This window comes from Hymenobacter miniatus, assembly GCF_016427455.1.
Classification (GTDB): domain Bacteria; phylum Bacteroidota; class Bacteroidia; order Cytophagales; family Hymenobacteraceae; genus Hymenobacter; species Hymenobacter armeniacus.
The window spans coordinates 12288-27771 of sequence record NZ_JAELXR010000007.1 but is presented as its reverse complement, the minus strand read 5'-3'; the positions used below and the strand labels follow the sequence as shown (position 1 = coordinate 27771).

General features: G+C 61.0%; 15 protein-coding genes. 3 read left to right on the top strand and 12 right to left on the bottom strand.

Annotated elements, in window-relative coordinates; genetic code table 11:
• Window positions 1-60: 60 nt before the first annotated feature.
• From JAO73_RS12330 to JAO73_RS12315, 4 genes are all read right to left on the bottom strand, one after another.
• The gene (locus JAO73_RS12330) at window positions 61-924 is read right to left on the bottom strand and encodes a DUF4349 domain-containing protein (RefSeq protein WP_198977339.1); all 864 of its coding nucleotides are present in this window, start codon (window positions 922-924) and stop codon (window positions 61-63) included.
• Between the two features lie 160 nt (window positions 925-1084).
• Complete coding sequence (gene murA, locus JAO73_RS12325; RefSeq protein WP_198977338.1) at window positions 1085-2389, bottom strand: UDP-N-acetylglucosamine 1-carboxyvinyltransferase; 1305 nt, start codon at window positions 2387-2389, stop codon at window positions 1085-1087.
• A 147-nt stretch (window positions 2390-2536) separates the two neighbouring features.
• Window positions 2537-3250 carry a DUF4290 domain-containing protein gene (locus JAO73_RS12320; protein ID WP_198977337.1) on the bottom strand — a complete coding sequence of 238 codons (714 nt, stop codon included), beginning with the start codon at window positions 3248-3250 and terminating at the stop codon, window positions 2537-2539.
• 126 nt (window positions 3251-3376) lie between these two features.
• Window positions 3377-5620, bottom strand: a complete 2244-nt coding sequence (locus JAO73_RS12315) for an ATP-dependent helicase (protein ID WP_190922146.1) — start codon at window positions 5618-5620, stop codon at window positions 3377-3379.
• A gap of 102 nt (window positions 5621-5722) precedes the next feature.
• On the opposite strand from JAO73_RS12315, the gene JAO73_RS12310 reads away from it, so the two are divergent.
• Window positions 5723-6301 carry a DUF3109 family protein gene (locus tag JAO73_RS12310; RefSeq protein ID WP_198977336.1) on the top strand — a complete coding sequence of 193 codons (579 nt, stop codon included), beginning with the start codon at window positions 5723-5725 and terminating at the stop codon, window positions 6299-6301.
• 113 nt (window positions 6302-6414) lie between these two features.
• Here the strand turns inward: JAO73_RS12310 and JAO73_RS12305 are convergent, their stop codons facing one another.
• Window positions 6415-6873, bottom strand: coding sequence for a peptidylprolyl isomerase (locus tag JAO73_RS12305; protein ID WP_190922148.1), 459 nt, complete (start codon window positions 6871-6873; stop codon window positions 6415-6417).
• A gap of 174 nt (window positions 6874-7047) precedes the next feature.
• Here JAO73_RS12305 and JAO73_RS12300 point away from each other — a divergent pair, with 174 nt between their 5' ends.
• Window positions 7048-7680 (top strand): fasciclin domain-containing protein, encoded by a 633-nt coding sequence (locus tag JAO73_RS12300; protein WP_190922149.1) that lies wholly within the window; start codon window positions 7048-7050, stop codon window positions 7678-7680.
• A 154-nt stretch (window positions 7681-7834) separates the two neighbouring features.
• Here the strand turns inward: JAO73_RS12300 and rsgA are convergent, their stop codons facing one another.
• The 5 genes from rsgA to JAO73_RS12275 all read right to left on the bottom strand — a co-directional run bounded on the left by rsgA (window position 7835) and on the right by JAO73_RS12275 (window position 12927).
• Complete coding sequence (gene rsgA, locus JAO73_RS12295; RefSeq protein ID WP_198977335.1) at window positions 7835-8794, bottom strand: ribosome small subunit-dependent GTPase A; 960 nt, start codon at window positions 8792-8794, stop codon at window positions 7835-7837.
• Window positions 8791-10044 (bottom strand): 3-deoxy-D-manno-octulosonic acid transferase, encoded by a 1254-nt coding sequence (locus tag JAO73_RS12290; protein WP_198977334.1) that lies wholly within the window; start codon window positions 10042-10044, stop codon window positions 8791-8793. Before JAO73_RS12290 ends, rsgA begins: the two co-directional genes overlap by 4 nt.
• A 46-nt stretch (window positions 10045-10090) precedes the next feature.
• Complete coding sequence (locus JAO73_RS12285) at window positions 10091-10675, bottom strand: peroxiredoxin (protein ID WP_190922152.1); 585 nt, start codon at window positions 10673-10675, stop codon at window positions 10091-10093.
• 158 nt (window positions 10676-10833) lie between these two features.
• On the bottom strand, window positions 10834-11607 hold the full coding sequence (locus JAO73_RS12280) for an enoyl-CoA hydratase-related protein (RefSeq protein ID WP_198977333.1): 774 nt from the start codon (window positions 11605-11607) through the stop codon (window positions 10834-10836).
• Between the two features lie 21 nt (window positions 11608-11628).
• Complete coding sequence (locus JAO73_RS12275) at window positions 11629-12927, bottom strand: aspartate kinase (RefSeq protein ID WP_198977332.1); 1299 nt, start codon at window positions 12925-12927, stop codon at window positions 11629-11631.
• Between the two features lie 191 nt (window positions 12928-13118).
• Between JAO73_RS12275 and fbp the strand changes: the two genes are divergently transcribed.
• Complete coding sequence (fbp, locus tag JAO73_RS12270; protein WP_198977331.1) at window positions 13119-14180, top strand: class 1 fructose-bisphosphatase; 1062 nt, start codon at window positions 13119-13121, stop codon at window positions 14178-14180.
• Window positions 14181-14251: 71 nt separating this feature from the next.
• On the opposite strand, the gene JAO73_RS12265 is transcribed toward fbp, so the two are convergent.
• Window positions 14252-14878 carry a DUF5606 family protein gene (locus JAO73_RS12265; RefSeq protein ID WP_198977330.1) on the bottom strand — a complete coding sequence of 209 codons (627 nt, stop codon included), beginning with the start codon at window positions 14876-14878 and terminating at the stop codon, window positions 14252-14254.
• Window positions 14879-14975: 97 nt separating this feature from the next.
• A complete protein-coding gene (locus JAO73_RS12260) occupies window positions 14976-15437 on the bottom strand; it encodes an energy transducer TonB (RefSeq protein WP_198977329.1) in 462 nt (153 codons plus the stop codon).
• Between the last annotated feature and the right edge of the window lie 47 nt (window positions 15438-15484).

Here is a 15484-nt window from a genome sequence, read left to right as displayed (position 1 = left end):
TTTAATATAGCCGTCAAGCAAGAAACTGTTTCTGCGACTGCGAGTCCTCCGCACGGCTGGTCACGCCGGCGTCTGGTGCCGCAAGCGCCACCACCGAACGCCCCCCGTCACCACGCCTGCCACCAGCAGCAGGGGCCATAAATTGGTGAGCAGCACCAAAAAGCTCATCACCACCGACCACCCTTGGCCGAACGCCTCCCGGAACTGCGGCGCAAAAGCCGGCACCGGCGCGCTGGGCACCGCGGAAGGCAGCAACTGCCGCACGTGCAGCGTGAGCGTGGCCCACCGGCCTTGCGCGCCAAACTGCTGCAAGCGGGTTCGCGCGTCGGCCACGTCGGCTTGCGCTCGGTGCTGCGCCGCCACCAAGCGCTTCACTTCGGCCGCGTTCGTCGTTTTGGCCAGCAGTTGCTGGTATTTGGTTTGGGCCGTTTGCTGGTTGGCGAGGGCCGTGGTGGCCGCCAATATATCGGCCGTGACGTCGGCCGACGTCACGTCTTTGTTTTCGACGTGGCCCAGCTTGCCCAAGGCGGCTACCAGCCGCACAAATCTGGTTGGCGGCACTTTGATGGTCATCACCTGCCGGATTTGGCCGTCGGTGCGGGTTTCGTGGGCGGTGGCCAGGTAGGCGCCGTGCTCTTCCAGCAGGCTGTCGATGCGAGGGCTGGCCGTTTCAAAATCATCCACGGCCAGGTCCAGCTTGCCTTCGTACACCACGAGGCGAGCAGCGCTGGCGGCCGTAGCAACGGATGGGTCGGGGCCCGTTGCTAGCTCGGCCGTATCGGTCATCGCCCTGAGAGGCGCGGTGTTGGCCGAAGGGGCCACGGTAGCGGTTTGCGAGTCGGGCGTGGCGGCTTGTTCCTTGGCGGATTGGCTGCACCCCGCCAGTCCGAGCCCTATGAGGGCCGGAAAAATCAGGTATTTCATCGGAAATTTTTGGGGAAAGCTGAAAGTGAAAACAACCAGCGGCGCAGCTGTCCCTTTATCCTGCCAGCCCCGTGGGGGTAACCCACGGACATCAAAAAAGCCCGCCATGTGAATGGCGGGCTTTTTTGATGCAACCTGATACTGATTGACGAGCAAGTAATTACACCCGGCGAATTTCGGCGCCCAGCGCGTTCAGGCGTTGGTCGATGAACTGGTAGCCGCGGTCAATCTGCTCCACGTTGAGGATGGTGCTCTTGCCTTCGGCCGACAGTGCGGCGATGAGCAGGGCCACCCCGGCCCGGATGTCGGGCGAAGTCATGGTGATGCCGTGCAGCTGCTTTTGCTGGTCGAGCCCGATGACGGTGGCGCGGTGCGGGTCGCAGAGAATAATCTGGGCGCCCATGTCGATGAGCTTATCCACGAAAAACAACCGCGACTCAAACATCTTCTGGTGAATGAGCACCGTGCCCTTGGCCTGGCAGGCCACCACCAGCACAATGCTCAGCAAATCGGGCGTGAAGCCCGGCCACGTGTGGTCCGACACCGTGAGGATGGAGCCGTCGAGGTAGGTGGCGATTTCGTAGTGTTCCTGGGCCGGGATGTGAATGTCGTCGCCCCGGAATTCGAGCTGAATGCCCAGCTTGCGGAACGTGTCGGGAATCAGGCCCAACTCCGGAATCTGGCAGTCTTTGATGGTGATTTCCGAACCCGTCATGGCGGCCAGGCCGATGAAGGAGCCGATTTCAATCATGTCGGGGAGCATGCGGTGCTCGGTGCCACCCAGGCTTTCCACGCCTTCAATGGTGAGCAGGTTGGAGCCAATGCCCTGAATCTTGGCACCCATGCGCACCAGCATGCGGCACAGCTGCTGCAGGTAGGGTTCGCAGGCGGCGTTGTAGATGGTGGTGATGCCCTCAGCCAGCACGGCCGCCATCAGGATGTTGGCAGTGCCGGTCACGGAGGCTTCGTCGAGCAGCATGTGCGTGCCGGTCAGCTTGCCATCTACCTTGATGCGGTAGAAGTCTTTGCCTTCGAGGGTGAGCTTGCCGCCCAGCTTTTCGAGGCCCAGAAAGTGGGTGTCCATGGGCCGGCGGCCGATTTTGTCGCCGCCCGGCTTGGGCAGCTGGCAGCGGCCGTAGCGCCCCAGCATGGGACCCAGAATCATGACGGAGCCGCGCAGCGCGCCAGCCTGGGCCACAAACTCCGGCGTGTCCAGATAGTCCAGGTTCACGTTTTCGGCCTGAAACACGTAGGTGTCGGTGGCCAGCTTGCCCACTTTCACGCCCATGTCGCGCAGCAGCTCGATGAGCTTGTTGACGTCGCGGATGTCGGGGATGTTGCTGATGGTGACGGGCTCAGGAGTGAGCAGTACCGCGCAGAGAATCTGGAGGGCTTCGTTCTTGGCGCCCTGGGGCGTGATTTCGCCGCGCAGCTTTTTGCCGCCGCGTACTTCAAATGCAGCCATGGAATAGGGTATTTGGTGTTCTGGGGTAATACAGAACGTCATGTCGAGCGCAGCCGAGACATCTCGCTTGTGGGCGTAAATCCAAGGGAATGATTTACTGCTGCACGCGAGATGTCTCGGCTGCGCTCGACATGACGTTCAAAAAAGTTATTGGGGCGGCTGCTGCGGCTCCTGGCTGCGGCCTTTCTTCCGTTTTTTGCCATTCTTGCCCCCAAAGCCGTTGCCGCGGTTGTCGCGGCCCTCGCGCCGGTCGCGCTGCTGCGAGGGCTGCGGCACAATGAAAGCCGGCGTGCGGCCCACCGGCATTTCAAACAGATTCTCGGCGTCCACCACGGCCGGGTCGAGGCGCAGTTGCCCGCCCGATAGCTCGCTCAAATGCCGCAGAATGGTCACGTCCTTGGCGTTTTCCTTGTTGTGCTGGCGGTACAGGAACTTCATGGTGCGGCCAATCTGCACGGTGGCCTGCTCGCGCTCGGTGGCGTCCTCGATGGTGAGGGCCTTGGCAATCAGGGCTTCAATGCCGGCGCCGTAGGCCCGCAGCTTGGGCAATGTGCGGGGGTAGGGTACGCGGGCGGGCTTCTCGGTGCGCACCGTGAGGCTGCGCAGGGGCACGGGCGCTTCCAGCGTCACTTCTTCGCCCGCCATGGCGTGCAGGTGGTTCCAGAGGCGGGTTTGCACTTCCGGCAACTCGCGCAGCGCGGGCTGCAGGCGCAGCATGAGCTGCACAATTTGCCCGGCGCGCTTGGTGCGCTCGGCCACGTCTTCAATCTGAGCCAGGCCCTGAATGAGCTGGTAGGTGCTGTGCCCGTATTCGCGCACCAGCAGCTGCAGGTGGAAGGGCAAAGAATTGATATCGGTCATAAAAAACAAGAGGGGAGGCCGCCAGGGGCAGGGCTCAGGCCAAAGATAAGGCGTGTGCGTGCATGGCGGAGGTACTGGCCCGTCGGGCATTGGCCGTGCCCGGCCCGACGAGCAACCCAACAAGCGCTAGTGCACCCGCAGCTTGGCAAAGCTCAGCAGCAGCACCTTTTCGCCCACTTCCTCAAATTGAATAGTGGCTTTGGTGGTGCCTTGCTGGGTTTCGAGCTGGCTCACCACGCCAAACCCGAACTTGGCGTGCTCCACGCGCTGACCGGTTTGGAGTTTGGACGTGTCCGATGGCGTAAAATCAGCCGGGGCCACGTACTTCGTGGCCTGCACTTTACGGGGAGCGGTCGGAATGAGGTTCGAGCGACGCTCAAATACGTGCTGAAAGGGCGAAGCTTCGCCCGGCCCGGCCGAAAACTTGAAGTTGACGTACTGCGGGTCGATTTCGTCCAGAAAGCGGCTTTTCTCGCAGCTGCGCAGGTTGCCCCACTGGTAGCGCGAAGTGGCGTAGCTCAACGTCAGCTTCTTCTCGGCCCGCGTGATGGCCACGTAAAACAGGCGGCGCTCTTCTTCGAGGTCGGCCCGCGAGGTAATCATCATCTGGCTGGGAAAGAGGTTTTCCTCCATGCCCACGATGTACACGTTGCGGAATTCCAGGCCCTTGGCCGAGTGAATGGTCATCAGCGTCACGGCTTCGCCGTCCTGCTGGGCGTCTTTCACGTCGGAATCGGTGACGAGGGCAATGTCCTGCAGGAAAGCCGCCAGGCTCTTGTCCTCGCGCTCGGGGTCGTCCACGTACTCCTTGATGCCGTTGAGCAGCTCCTGCATGTTTTCGTAGCGGGAGAGGCCTTCAATGCTCTTGTCGGCGTACAACTCTTCCAGCATGCCGGAGTTTTTGGCAATGAACTTGGCCGCTTCAAAAGCGTCCTCTTTGCCAGCTACTACGATGTAGCTCTTGATTTTCTCAGCAAAGCCCACCACCGGGTTGGCCACGCGGGCGGGCATGAACTGGTCGGCATTCGCCACCACTTCCCAGAGCGTGTGGTTGGCTTCCTCGGCCGTTGTAATCAGCTTGCTGATGGTGGTGTCGCCGATGCCGCGCTTGGGGTAGTTGATGACCCGGCGCAGCGCCTGCTCGTCGTTCTGGTTCACCGTCAGGCGCAGGTAAGCCACCAGGTCCTTGATTTCCTTGCGTTGGTAAAAGCTCAGGCCGCCAACAATCTTGTACTTGATGTTTAGCTTCCGCAGGGCTTCTTCCATCGCGCGGCTCTGCGCGTTGGTGCGGTAAAGAATGGCAAAATTGTCGTACGACAAATGCCCGTTCATCTTGTCCTCGAAGATGGAGTTTGCCACCAATTTACCTTCTTCGTTGTCGGAGGCGGCTTTGATGACTTCAATCAGCGTCCCGTCTTCGTTCTCCGAGAAAACGTCCTTGCGCAGCTGCGCTTGATTGTTTTTAATCACCGAATTGGCGGCCCACACGATATTTTTCGTGGAGCGGTAATTCTGCTCCAATTTAAATACCTGCAATTCCGGGTAGTCCTTCTCAAAATTGAGAATGTTGGTGATATCGGCGCCGCGGAAGGCGTAAATACTCTGCGCGTCATCGCCCACCACGCAGATATTCCGCTCTTTGGCCGCCAGCTTGCGCGTGATGAGGTACTGCGAGTAGTTGGTGTCCTGGTACTCGTCCACCATCACAAACCGGAACATATTCTGGTACTTATTCAGAATATCGGCGTGCTCCTTAAACAGCACGTTGGTGTTGAACAGCAGGTCGTCGAAGTCCATGGCGCCGGCCTTGAAGCAGCGCTGCTGGTACTGCTGGTAGAGCACCCCGATTTTGGGCCGGAGCGCGGCTTCGTCGTCGGCCTTGATGTTGGGGTCGTGCAGGTATTGATTGACCGAAATCAGCTTGTTCTTGGCGGCCGAGATGCGGCCCAGCACCAGGCTTGGCTTGTAGAGCTTGTCGTCGAGCTCCAGTTCTTTCACAATCTGGCCAATCAGGGTTTTGGAATCCTGCGTGTCGTAGATGGTGAAGCTGCGCGGGTAGCCGATTTTGTCGGCTTCGGAGCGCAGGATTTTGGCGAACACCGAGTGAAAGGTGCCCATCCAGAGGTTGCGGGCGGCGGGGCCCACCACCTTCTCCACGCGGGCGCGCATCTCCTTGGCGGCCTTGTTGGTGAAAGTGAGGGCGAGGATGTTAAACGGGTCGACGCCCTTTTCGAGCAAGTTGGCGATGCGGTAGGTGAGCACCCGGGTTTTGCCCGAGCCGGCACCCGCGATAATCATGCACGGGCCTTCGGTTTGCATCACCGCGGCCGCCTGTGAGCCATTGAGGAGGGATAAATAATCTAGTGCCATCAGCGAATTAAGCCGCCTAGGGGGCGGTTTACAAAGATACGGCCCACCGGGGAGGGGGCCCAACGAATTTCAGGCCCCGTAGCCGGGGTTATCTTTGTACTAATGATTATTATTCAAGAAACGGTCATCTCCGACGACATCGCCGACAACTTTTTTGTCTGCAACCTCGAAGCCTGCAAAGGCGCCTGCTGCGTGGAGGGCGACCTCGGCGCGCCGCTGGAAGAAGCCGAGCTGCGCATTTTGGAGCAGGAATACGCCAACATCCAACCCTTTCTCACCGAAGCCGGCAAGGCCGCCATCAAAGCCCAGGGCCTCTACATCAAGGATTGGGAAGGAGACTTCAGCACAACAACGATTGACGACAAGGAGTGCGCTTACGCGCTCTACGACGAGCGCGGCATTCTGAAATGCGGCATCGAGCAGGCCTACCTGGCCGGCGCCACCACGTTCAAAAAGCCCATCAGCTGCCACCTGTACCCCATCCGCATCACCAAATACGACGGGTTCGACGCCCTGAACTACGACCGGTGGGGCATCTGCAACCCGGCCTGCTCGTTTGGCGGCTCGCTGGGCGTGAAGGTGTACCAGTTCCTGAAAGAGCCGCTGATTCGCAAGTACGGCGAAAGCTGGTACGGGGAGTTGGTGCGCGAGATTGAGAGCCCGAACCCGGAAAAGAAATAAAAACACCTGTCATCCTGAACGCAGTGAAGGACCTTCTCACGCCCGAACATTGCGTTTGAGCGTGAGAAGGTCCTTCACTGCGTTCAGGATGACAGGACCGGAAAAGGCGAAGCCTATTCCTCCTTCACCACAATTTTCTCGATTTCGTCGTTGGCCTGAATCTGGTCGATGACGTCGAGGCCATCGACCACTTTGCCAAACACGGTGTGCACGCGGTCGAGGTGGGCGGTGTTTTGGCGGTCGTGCACGATGAAGAACTGCGAGCCGCCGGTGTTTTTGCCGGCGTGGGCCATGCTCAGGGCGCCGCGCTCGTGGTACTGGTGGCCGCCGCTGGTTTCGCAGTCGATTTTGTAGCCGGGGCCGCCGGTGCCGGGCATGCCTTTGGCGCCGGCGCGGGTGTTGGGGCAGCCGCCCTGAATGACGAAGTTCGGGATGACGCGGTGGAATTTCAGGCCGTCGTAGTAGCCTTTCTGGGCGAGGTCGGTGAAGTTTTTCACGGTGTTCGGAGCGTCCTGCTCGTAGAACTCAACCTTCATCACGCCCTTTTTGGTGTGAATTTCTGCGGTTTTCATGAGAATGCGGATTTAGCGGGTAAACTTGGGTGAAGCCGCCAGGGTGTTGGCCGGCGGGGCCGCGAAGGTAAGAAAACCGGCCAGTACCGAAACAACCGGGTGGGGTAGTTTCTTCGTAAGCGCAAACGCCACATTGGCATATACCCTTCCTGCTTTTTTCACACAACCGTTTTCATGAAAAGACATTTTGCTCCTCTGCTGGCTGCTCTGGCCACTTCGCTCCTGATGGCCAGCTGCGGCAACGACAAGCCTGCCACCACCGAAACGGCCGCCAGCAACGTCAACCCCGCCGACTCGCTCGCGGCCCTGGCCGGCGACTCGGCCCGCATGGCCAAGCCCGGCGGCGTGATGGTGGACGGCGTGGCCATGACGGCCGACAAAGACATTGTGGATAATGCCTCGGCCGCCAAAAGCGTGAGCACGCTCGTGTCGGCCGTGAAACAGGCCGGCCTGGTGGAAACCCTGAAAGGCGCTGGTCCCTTCACCGTATTTGCCCCCACCAACGCGGCCTTCGACAAGCTGCCCAAAGGCGCCCTGGCCGGCCTGATGGACCCCGCCAGCAAAGAAAATCTCAAGGGCGTGCTCACCTACCACGTCATCCCCGGCCGTCTGGTGGCCGCCGACCTCAAGGACGGCCAGGAACTCACCACCGTGAACGGCGAAAAGCTGCACATCTCGGTGAAAGACGGCAAGGTGATGGTAAGCAACGGCAAAGACGCGCCCGCTACCGTGCAAATTGCCGACGTGATTTCCAGCAACGGCGTCACGCACGTGATTGACGGCGTGGTGCTGCCACTGGCCAAGTAAGCGCCCGTTATTGCGAGCGCAGCGACTGACCAAATAATAAAAAAAGCCCCGGCTCTGGATGGAGTCGGGGCTTTTTTATGAGTTTATCGTACTTCAGAGGCTGGTCGCAAAGTGAGGAAGGCTGCGTCGCTGCGCTCGCAATGACAATGCACGCCTAATGCCGATTGTCCTCGCCGGCCAGCATGCTGAGGTAGCTGTCGTAGCGCGGGAGGGCAATGCGGCCCTGGTCCACGGCCTCGCGCACGGCGCAGCCGGGCTCGTGGGTGTGCTGGCAGTTGTGGTAGCGGCACTGGCCCAGCAGGGCGCGCATTTCGGGAAAGTAGCCGGCCAGCTCGGCGGGCGGCAGGTCTACCAGGCCGAGCTCCTTGATGCCGGGCGTGTCGATGATGAAGGTGCCGGGGCGCACTTCCAGCATTTCGGCAAAGGTGGTGGTGTGCACGCCCTTGTCGGAAAACTCGCTGATTTCGGCGGTTTTCAAGTCGAGGTCGGGCACCAGGGCGTTGATGAGCGTGCTTTTGCCCACGCCCGAATGGCCCGCCAGCAAGCTCACTTTGCCATTGAGCAGCTGGTCGATTTCGGCCACGCCCTCACCGATGCTGGCGGCGCAGGTGCGGCTGGGGTAGCCCAGGCTGGCGTACATGCCCGCAATTTCGGCCTGGTATTCAGCCCCCTCCTCGTCGTACAAATCGGTTTTGTTGAACAGCAGCGTGACGGGAATGTGGTAGGCTTCGGCCGTGACCAGAAACCGGTCGATGAACCCGAACGACGTGGCCGGCGACACCAGCGTGACCACCAGCAGGGCCTGGTCCAGATTGGCCGCCACGATGTGCACGTGGCCGGTTTTGTGCACCGAGCGGCGCACGATGTAGTTGCGGCGGGGCTCGATGTGCGAGATGACGCCCGCGCCTTCGGCCTGGGCCTCCACGCTGAAATCGACCTGGTCGCCCACGGCCAGTGGGTTGCTGGCTTTCAGCCCCTTCATCTTGAATTTGCCCCGCAGCCGGCAGCGGTAGAGCTGGCCCGTGGCGCCGCGCACGAGGTACCACGAGCCCGTCGATTTGATGACGGTGCCGCGCTGCAGCGGGCTGGCGTCGGAAGAATGCGCTGGGGTCATGGGGCAGGGGTGAGGCCGGGCAGGGCGGCCATGATGGTGCGGGTGGCGCCGGCCTGGCCGTGCACGTAGTCGAGCAGTTGGTCTTGCAGAGTCAGGCGGAGCTTTTCGCTGTTCCAAACGGGCGCAAACCGGGCGGCCAGCTCCTCGGCGTTGGCCACCGGAAAGGCCAAGCCCAGCTCCGCCAAATCGACGGCTTCCTGAAACCGCTTGTAATTCGGCCCAAAAAAGAGGGGCAGGCCAAAGGCAGCAGCCTCCAGGGTATTGTGCAGGCCCTTGCCGAAAGCGCCGCCGATGTAGGCATAATGCCCAAACCGGTAGAGTTGGCTCAGCAGGCCGATGTTGTCGATGAGCAAAACCCGGGCTTGGGCAACGGACGCGGGTTGCGCCTGGGAATACCGCACCACCAAGCCAGGAAACGCGTTTTCCACGGCCAGCAGCGTGGCCTCGTCGATTTCGTGGGTGGCCACGATGGTGCGCAGCCGCCCGGCGTAGTCGCGCAGGAGCGGGGCCAGCGTCGGCAAATCATCGGGCCAGAGGCTGCCGGCCACCAGCACCGGTGCACCATCGGCCACGAATGCTTCCACGACGGGCAGGGCGCGCGGCGTGGCGGCGGCCGTGGCCGTCACCGTATCGAAGCGGGTGTCGCCGGCCACGCTCACCTGGCTGATGCCGTGCTGGCGCAACAGCGCCGCCGAGGTTTCGGTCTGAGTGAAAATGTGGGCGAAGCGCGCAAGGATTTGCCGGAAGAAGCCGCCCCAGGGCTTGAAAAAAACCTGCTCGGGCCGGAAAATGGCCGATACCACCACGGCCGGAACGCCCCGCCGGTGGGTTTCGGTGAGGAAGTGGTACCAAAACTCGTACTTCACAAACACCGCCAGCCGGGGCTGCACCGCGTCGAGAAACGCGCGGGCGTTGCTGCGCGTGTCGAGCGGTAGGTAGAAAATGTAGTCGGCCCCCGGCCAGTTCTTTCGGATTTCGTAACCCGAAGGCGAGAAGAAGGTGAGCACCAGCTTCACCTCGGGGTGGGCCAGGCGGTAAGCTTCGAGCAGCGGGCGGCCCTGTTCGAACTCGCCCAAAGAGGCACAGTGAAACCACACCCGCGGCGCCGCCTCGGCGCTCAGCTCGTGGCGAATGCGGGCCAGCAGGCCGCGGCGGCCGGCCACCCACGCCGCCGCCTTGGGCACCAACGGCGCCAGCAGGCGCAGCAGCAGGCCATACAGGCCCAGGGCTATGTTATAGAGAAACAGCAAGCCTCAAAATTACGCAAATGTGCCCAAGGTCATGGCCCGGCTCGGTTCAGGCTTCCGTGGTTTGCTCCCAATCGGCGGGGCAGGATTCGCCGTTTTTCTCGAAATGCTGCAGCGCATCAATCATGCGCAGGGCCTCGGTGAGGCTGCGGCCGAGGGGCCGGTCGTTCACGAGCTGATGCCGCACAATGCCGTCGCGGTCGATGAGGAACAGGCCGCGGTAGGCCAGGGGCGAGCCCACGTACACCATTTCGCCCTGCTCGGTGTAGTCGTAGTGGCCGCCCAGCACGTCGTAGTTGGCCGAAATGGTTTTGGTGGCGTCGGCCACCAGCGGATACTTCACGCCGAAAATGCCGCCCCGCTCGCGCGGCGTCAGCTGCCAGGCCAGGTGGGCGTATTGGGTATCGGTAGAGCAGCCCACCACGGCCACGCCGCGCTTTTCAAACTCGTCGAGCCGGTCCTGAAAAGCCAGGATTTCGGTGGGGCACACCCGGCTGAAATCGGCCGGGTAGAAGTAAAACAGGACGTGCTTCTTGCCCAGGTAGCGGTCCAGCGAAAATTCTTCTTCGAAGGTGCCGTCTATCACGGCCGTGGCTTTAAAAGAGGGGGCGCGCTTGCCCACGAGTACTGCCATTTATAAAAGGTTTGTTGGGATGTAGGGGCTTGTACGGAATTGAAACCAGAACGTCAGGCGGAGCGAAATCCAAGCATCTTACGTGCAGCAGTACGCACGTTACTTGCGCGGGAGAGATGCTTGGGCTGTGCTCCGACTGACGTTTTGATTCTACGCGTTTAGCGTCCCTTGAACTCTGGCTGGCGCTTCTCGACGAAGGCAGCCATGCCTTCTTTCTGGTCGTCGGAGGCGAAGGTGAGGTAGAAGTTTTTGCGCTCGAAGTGCAAGCCTTCTTCCAAGTGGGTCTCGAACACGCGGTTGATGGATTCTTTGGCCAGGCGGGCCGCCACGGGGCTTTTGGCCGCAATGCTGGCCGCTAAGCGGAAGGCTTCTTCCAGGTACTGGCCCACGGGCACCACGCGGTTCACGAGGCCCACGCGGTGCGCTTCCTGGGCTGAGATAAACTCGCCGGTCAGCACCATTTCCATGGCTTTGGCCTTGCCCACGGCCCGGGCCAGGCGCTGGGTGCCGCCTGCGCCGGGCATGGTGCCCAGCCGGATTTCGGGCTGCCCAAACTGGGCCGTTTCCGATGCCACCAGCATGTCGCAGGTCATGGCCAGCTCGCAGCCGCCGCCCAGCGCAAAACCCGAAACGGCCCCAATCAGCGGCTTCCGAAACCGCCGGATTTGCTCCAGCGTGGCAAATCGGTCGTCCAGAAACATATCCACGGCCGTTTTGCCCGCCATTTCTTTGATGTCGGCCCCGGCCGCAAACGCCCGCTCATTGCCTGTGATAATAACCACGCGTACCGCTTCATCGGCGTCAAGCGCCTGCAGGGCGTCGCGGATTTCGCGAACGAGTTGCCCGTTCAGGGCATTGAGCTCTTTGGGGCGGTTGAGTTGGATGAGGGCCACGCCGGGCCGCGCTTGAGGCGTTACAAGGAGGAAGTCCATGGGAGAAGGATAAGCAAAAAATCAGGCTTGGCACACAAACTGAAACGTGCTGCGAGTGCGCTGCTCCAGCAGCAGGCGCTTGCCCTCGGTGAGGCGCGCGATGCTGGCCGCATCGTAGTTTTTGATGGTGAAGAGCTGCAGGCCGGTATTATAGTGCAGCGTGAACTGCTCGCGCAGCAAATCGAGCAAGTGGTGCACGCGGCGCTCCGAAAAATCGGTGCACACCGAAAAGCTGATGGCCGAGTTCTGCATTACGTTAATCTTGAGCTTGGCCTGCGCCAGCGCGCCGAAAATCACGGCCAGGTTTTCTTCCGAGATAAACGAAAAGTCCTTGCTGGCGAAGGAGAGCAGGCATTGGTCGGTTTTGCGAATGAAGGCGGGTGCCAGCGTCGGGTGCTGGCAGTCATGAATGAGGGTGCCCTCAGCAGCCGGGTCCAAAAACGACTTCACGCGCAACGGAATGCCTCGGTCAGCCAGCGGCTTCAGCGTCTTCGGGTGAATAACGGAGGCGCCGTAATACGCCATTTCAATGGTTTCGCGGTAGCTGATTTCGGGGTAGCGCACCGTGTCCGGGAAGATTTTGGGGTCGGCGTTGAGCAGGCCGGCCACGTCTTTCCAGATGGTCACCGACTCGGCCCGCAGGCAGTAGGCCAGGATGGCGGCGGTGTAGTCGGAGCCCTCGCGGCCGAGGGTGGTAGTGCGCTCCTTATAAATCGTCTTGGCTGGGTCCTGCGTCGTGCCCACGCCGTAGCTGGTACCGCCCAGAAAACCTTGGGTAACGACCGGACCTGCCAGTAGTAATTGGGTAAAACTATAACGAACATTCTCTGCCGTCTTCTGCCAGTCTACCCGCGCCTCACGCCAGGAAGTATCGGTGCTAATCAATTGCTGGCTGTTGAAGCTCTGAGCGCCGAGCGCATGGGCTACTAACTGCGACGCGAGCATTTCGCCAAAGCTGACTACTTGGTCATAATACTCGTCATAATCATCAGTAGCCTTGATTTTTGCCAGACGCTGCCGCAGTTGTAACAGCAGCTTATTGAAATACCAGCCTATCGACGATTCCGAAGTCAAGCCCAATTCGGTTGCGGTTTGCTGATGAAACTGCTCCAATTTCAGCAACGGCGCCTCGTAGCTCTGCTGCTTGTGCGCCAAGTCATAAATCTCCTCCAGCGCGTTGGTCGTCTTGCCCATCGCCGACACCACAACCACCAGCGGCCCCTGCGGCCCAAAGTCCCGCACGATGCGGCAAAGGTTGAGAATGGCCGCCGCGTCCTTCACCGACGCGCCCCCGAATTTATACACCTGCAAATGTTCCATCGGCGGCAAAGGTAGGCGCGGCACTAGGCTAAACCGAAAGCCCTTACCTTCATCGGAAAGGCGCTGACAACCGCGTTTTGTGCCCCTAGGGCAAACGTATGCGCTTAAAAAAGGGCAACTTCCTACAAAAAACTACGCGGCTTGGGGAGTAGCTTTGTTGTCCGTTCCCGCCACCATTTTTTAGGATTGATATGGACCACAACAAGCTGGCGTTGCCCGTCGGCACTACCCTCGACCGTTTCATCATGCGCAAGCAGGAAGATTTCCCCTACGCCACGGGGGAGCTTTCGCAGCTGCTGCGCGACATCGCCTTGGCGGCTAAAATCGTTAACCGCGAAATCAACCGCTCGGGCCTCATCGACATTGCCGGGGCCTACGGCAGCCAGAACGTGCAGGGCGAAGACCAGCAGAAACTCGACGTTATTGCCAACATCCGCTTCATCCGCGCCCTGCGCAACGGCGGCGAGGTGTGCACCATCATTTCGGAAGAAGACGACGAGATGATTCAGACCGGCAACAACCAGGGCAAGTACGTGGTGGCCATCGACCCGCTCGACGGGTCGAGCAACATCGACGTGAACGTGAGCATCGGCACCATCTTCAGCATCTACCGCCGCGTGTCGCCCACCGGCCGCGAAGGCACCGCCGCCGACTGCCTGCAGCCCGGCACCCACCAGGTGGCCGCCGGATACGTCATCTACGGCTCCAGCACCATGCTGGTGTACACCACCGGCAACGGCGTCAACGGCTTCACCTACGAGCATTCGTTGGGCGAATTCTTCCTCTCGCACCCCGACATCATCACCCCCAAAACCGGCGCCATCTACTCCATCAACGAAGGCAGCTCGGACTCCTTCTCGCCCGGCGTGGCCGCCTTCGTGCAATACTGCAAAGACCAGCAGTTCTCGGCGCGCTACATCGGCTCGCTGGTGGCCGACTTCCACCGCAACCTGCTCAAGGGCGGCATCTACGTGTACCCCGCCACCGCCAAAAACAAGAGCGGCAAGCTGCGCCTCATGTACGAGTGCAACCCGCTGGCCTTCATCGTGGAGCAAGCCGGCGGCAAGAGCTCCAACGGCACGCGCCGCACCATGGAAATCGAGCCTCAGATTCCGCACGAGCGCTGCCCTTTCTTCATCGGCAGCAAAGAGTTGGTCGAAAAAGCCGAAAGCTTCATCGCCAACGACAAGGAAGCTTGCGACCACAAACCGGCGCCGGAGCCTACCCCCAAGAAAGCAACCACCGTCAAATAAACCCGCTTTCTCTTCAACAAAAAGGCCGCTCCTGATTCGGGAGCGGCCTTTTTGTTGGGGAATGCTGTGTACTACTCCGCTTTTTTGCGGCTTTTCTTGGCGGGCGTAGTTGCTTCCGGGTTGCCGGCAGCCGTCGGGGCCGCGTCGGTTGCACCAATCACGCCGCCCGTGCTCAGGGGCTCGCTGGCGGTGGGCTCCTCGGCGGCTTTGGCCGATTTGCGCTTGGCTTTGGGGGCCGGAGCCGCGTCGGCGGTAGGCGTTTCAGCAGTGGTTTCAGTGGCCGGTGCTTCGGCAGCGGGGGCGGCCTGGTAGGGGCGGTGTTTGCTCACGATGCCGTACCAAGTGGCCAGCTTTTTAATGTCGGACAGGTACACCCGGTCGCGGTCGTAGTCGGGAATCACGCCGGCCAGGAAATCGGTCAGCTCGCCTTCGCTCGACTTGGCCGTGACGGGCGATGCCGCGCCGTGCTTCTGGTAAATGCGCTCAAATACCTCGGTCAGCGGCACGGTTTGGTCGGGGTCCTGGGTGTAGATGGAGATTTCCGACAGCAGCGACACTTTGTTGCGAGCTGGGGCCAGCGTCCGGGTGGCTTTTTCGTCGAGGCTTTCAACCAGGACGCCGTGGCGCGCGGCGCGCACCAAGCGGTACAGGCCGGGCATGCCGCTGATGGCGGCCAACTCTTGCAATTCGTAGGGCATTTTTGGGAAGTATGAATGGGAAAATGACCAATGAGGCAGAAAAAGCCGACGCAGGCGCCGGCTTCTCCTTTTCTCATTGGTCATCCAAAATTACGAACTATTGCGCATCCGTCGCGTTCGAGGCCGTTTGGCCCAGCTTGAACACGATGGGCAAGCTGGCCCGAATGGGCAGCTCGGGCTTCTTGAACTTGAGCAGCCGCACCACGCGCAGGGCTTCTTCGCCGGTGCCACCGCCCAACTGCTTCACAATGCGCATGTCCTGCATGGTGCCGTCGGCGTTCAGCTGGAAGCTGATGATGCACTGGCCCTGGATGCGGTTGCGCTTGGCCATCACGGGGTACTTCAGCTCCTTGCCGATGAACTCGTACATGGCGGCCTGGCCGCCTTCGTAGTACTCGGCCACGGGAATGCTTTTGCCCACCGAGCCGATGCCGGTGCCCTTCTCGCCGGGCGCCTGGCCCGCGGGAGTGGTGTTGGGGGTGGTTTGGGCCAGGGCCGGGGCGGCCGCGGCCAGCAGCAGGCCCAGGGCCAGCTGCGAAACGGAATGTGCTTTCGTCATGATGAATAAATGGGGCGGGGAAACAAGAGGAGTGAGGCCCACCGCGG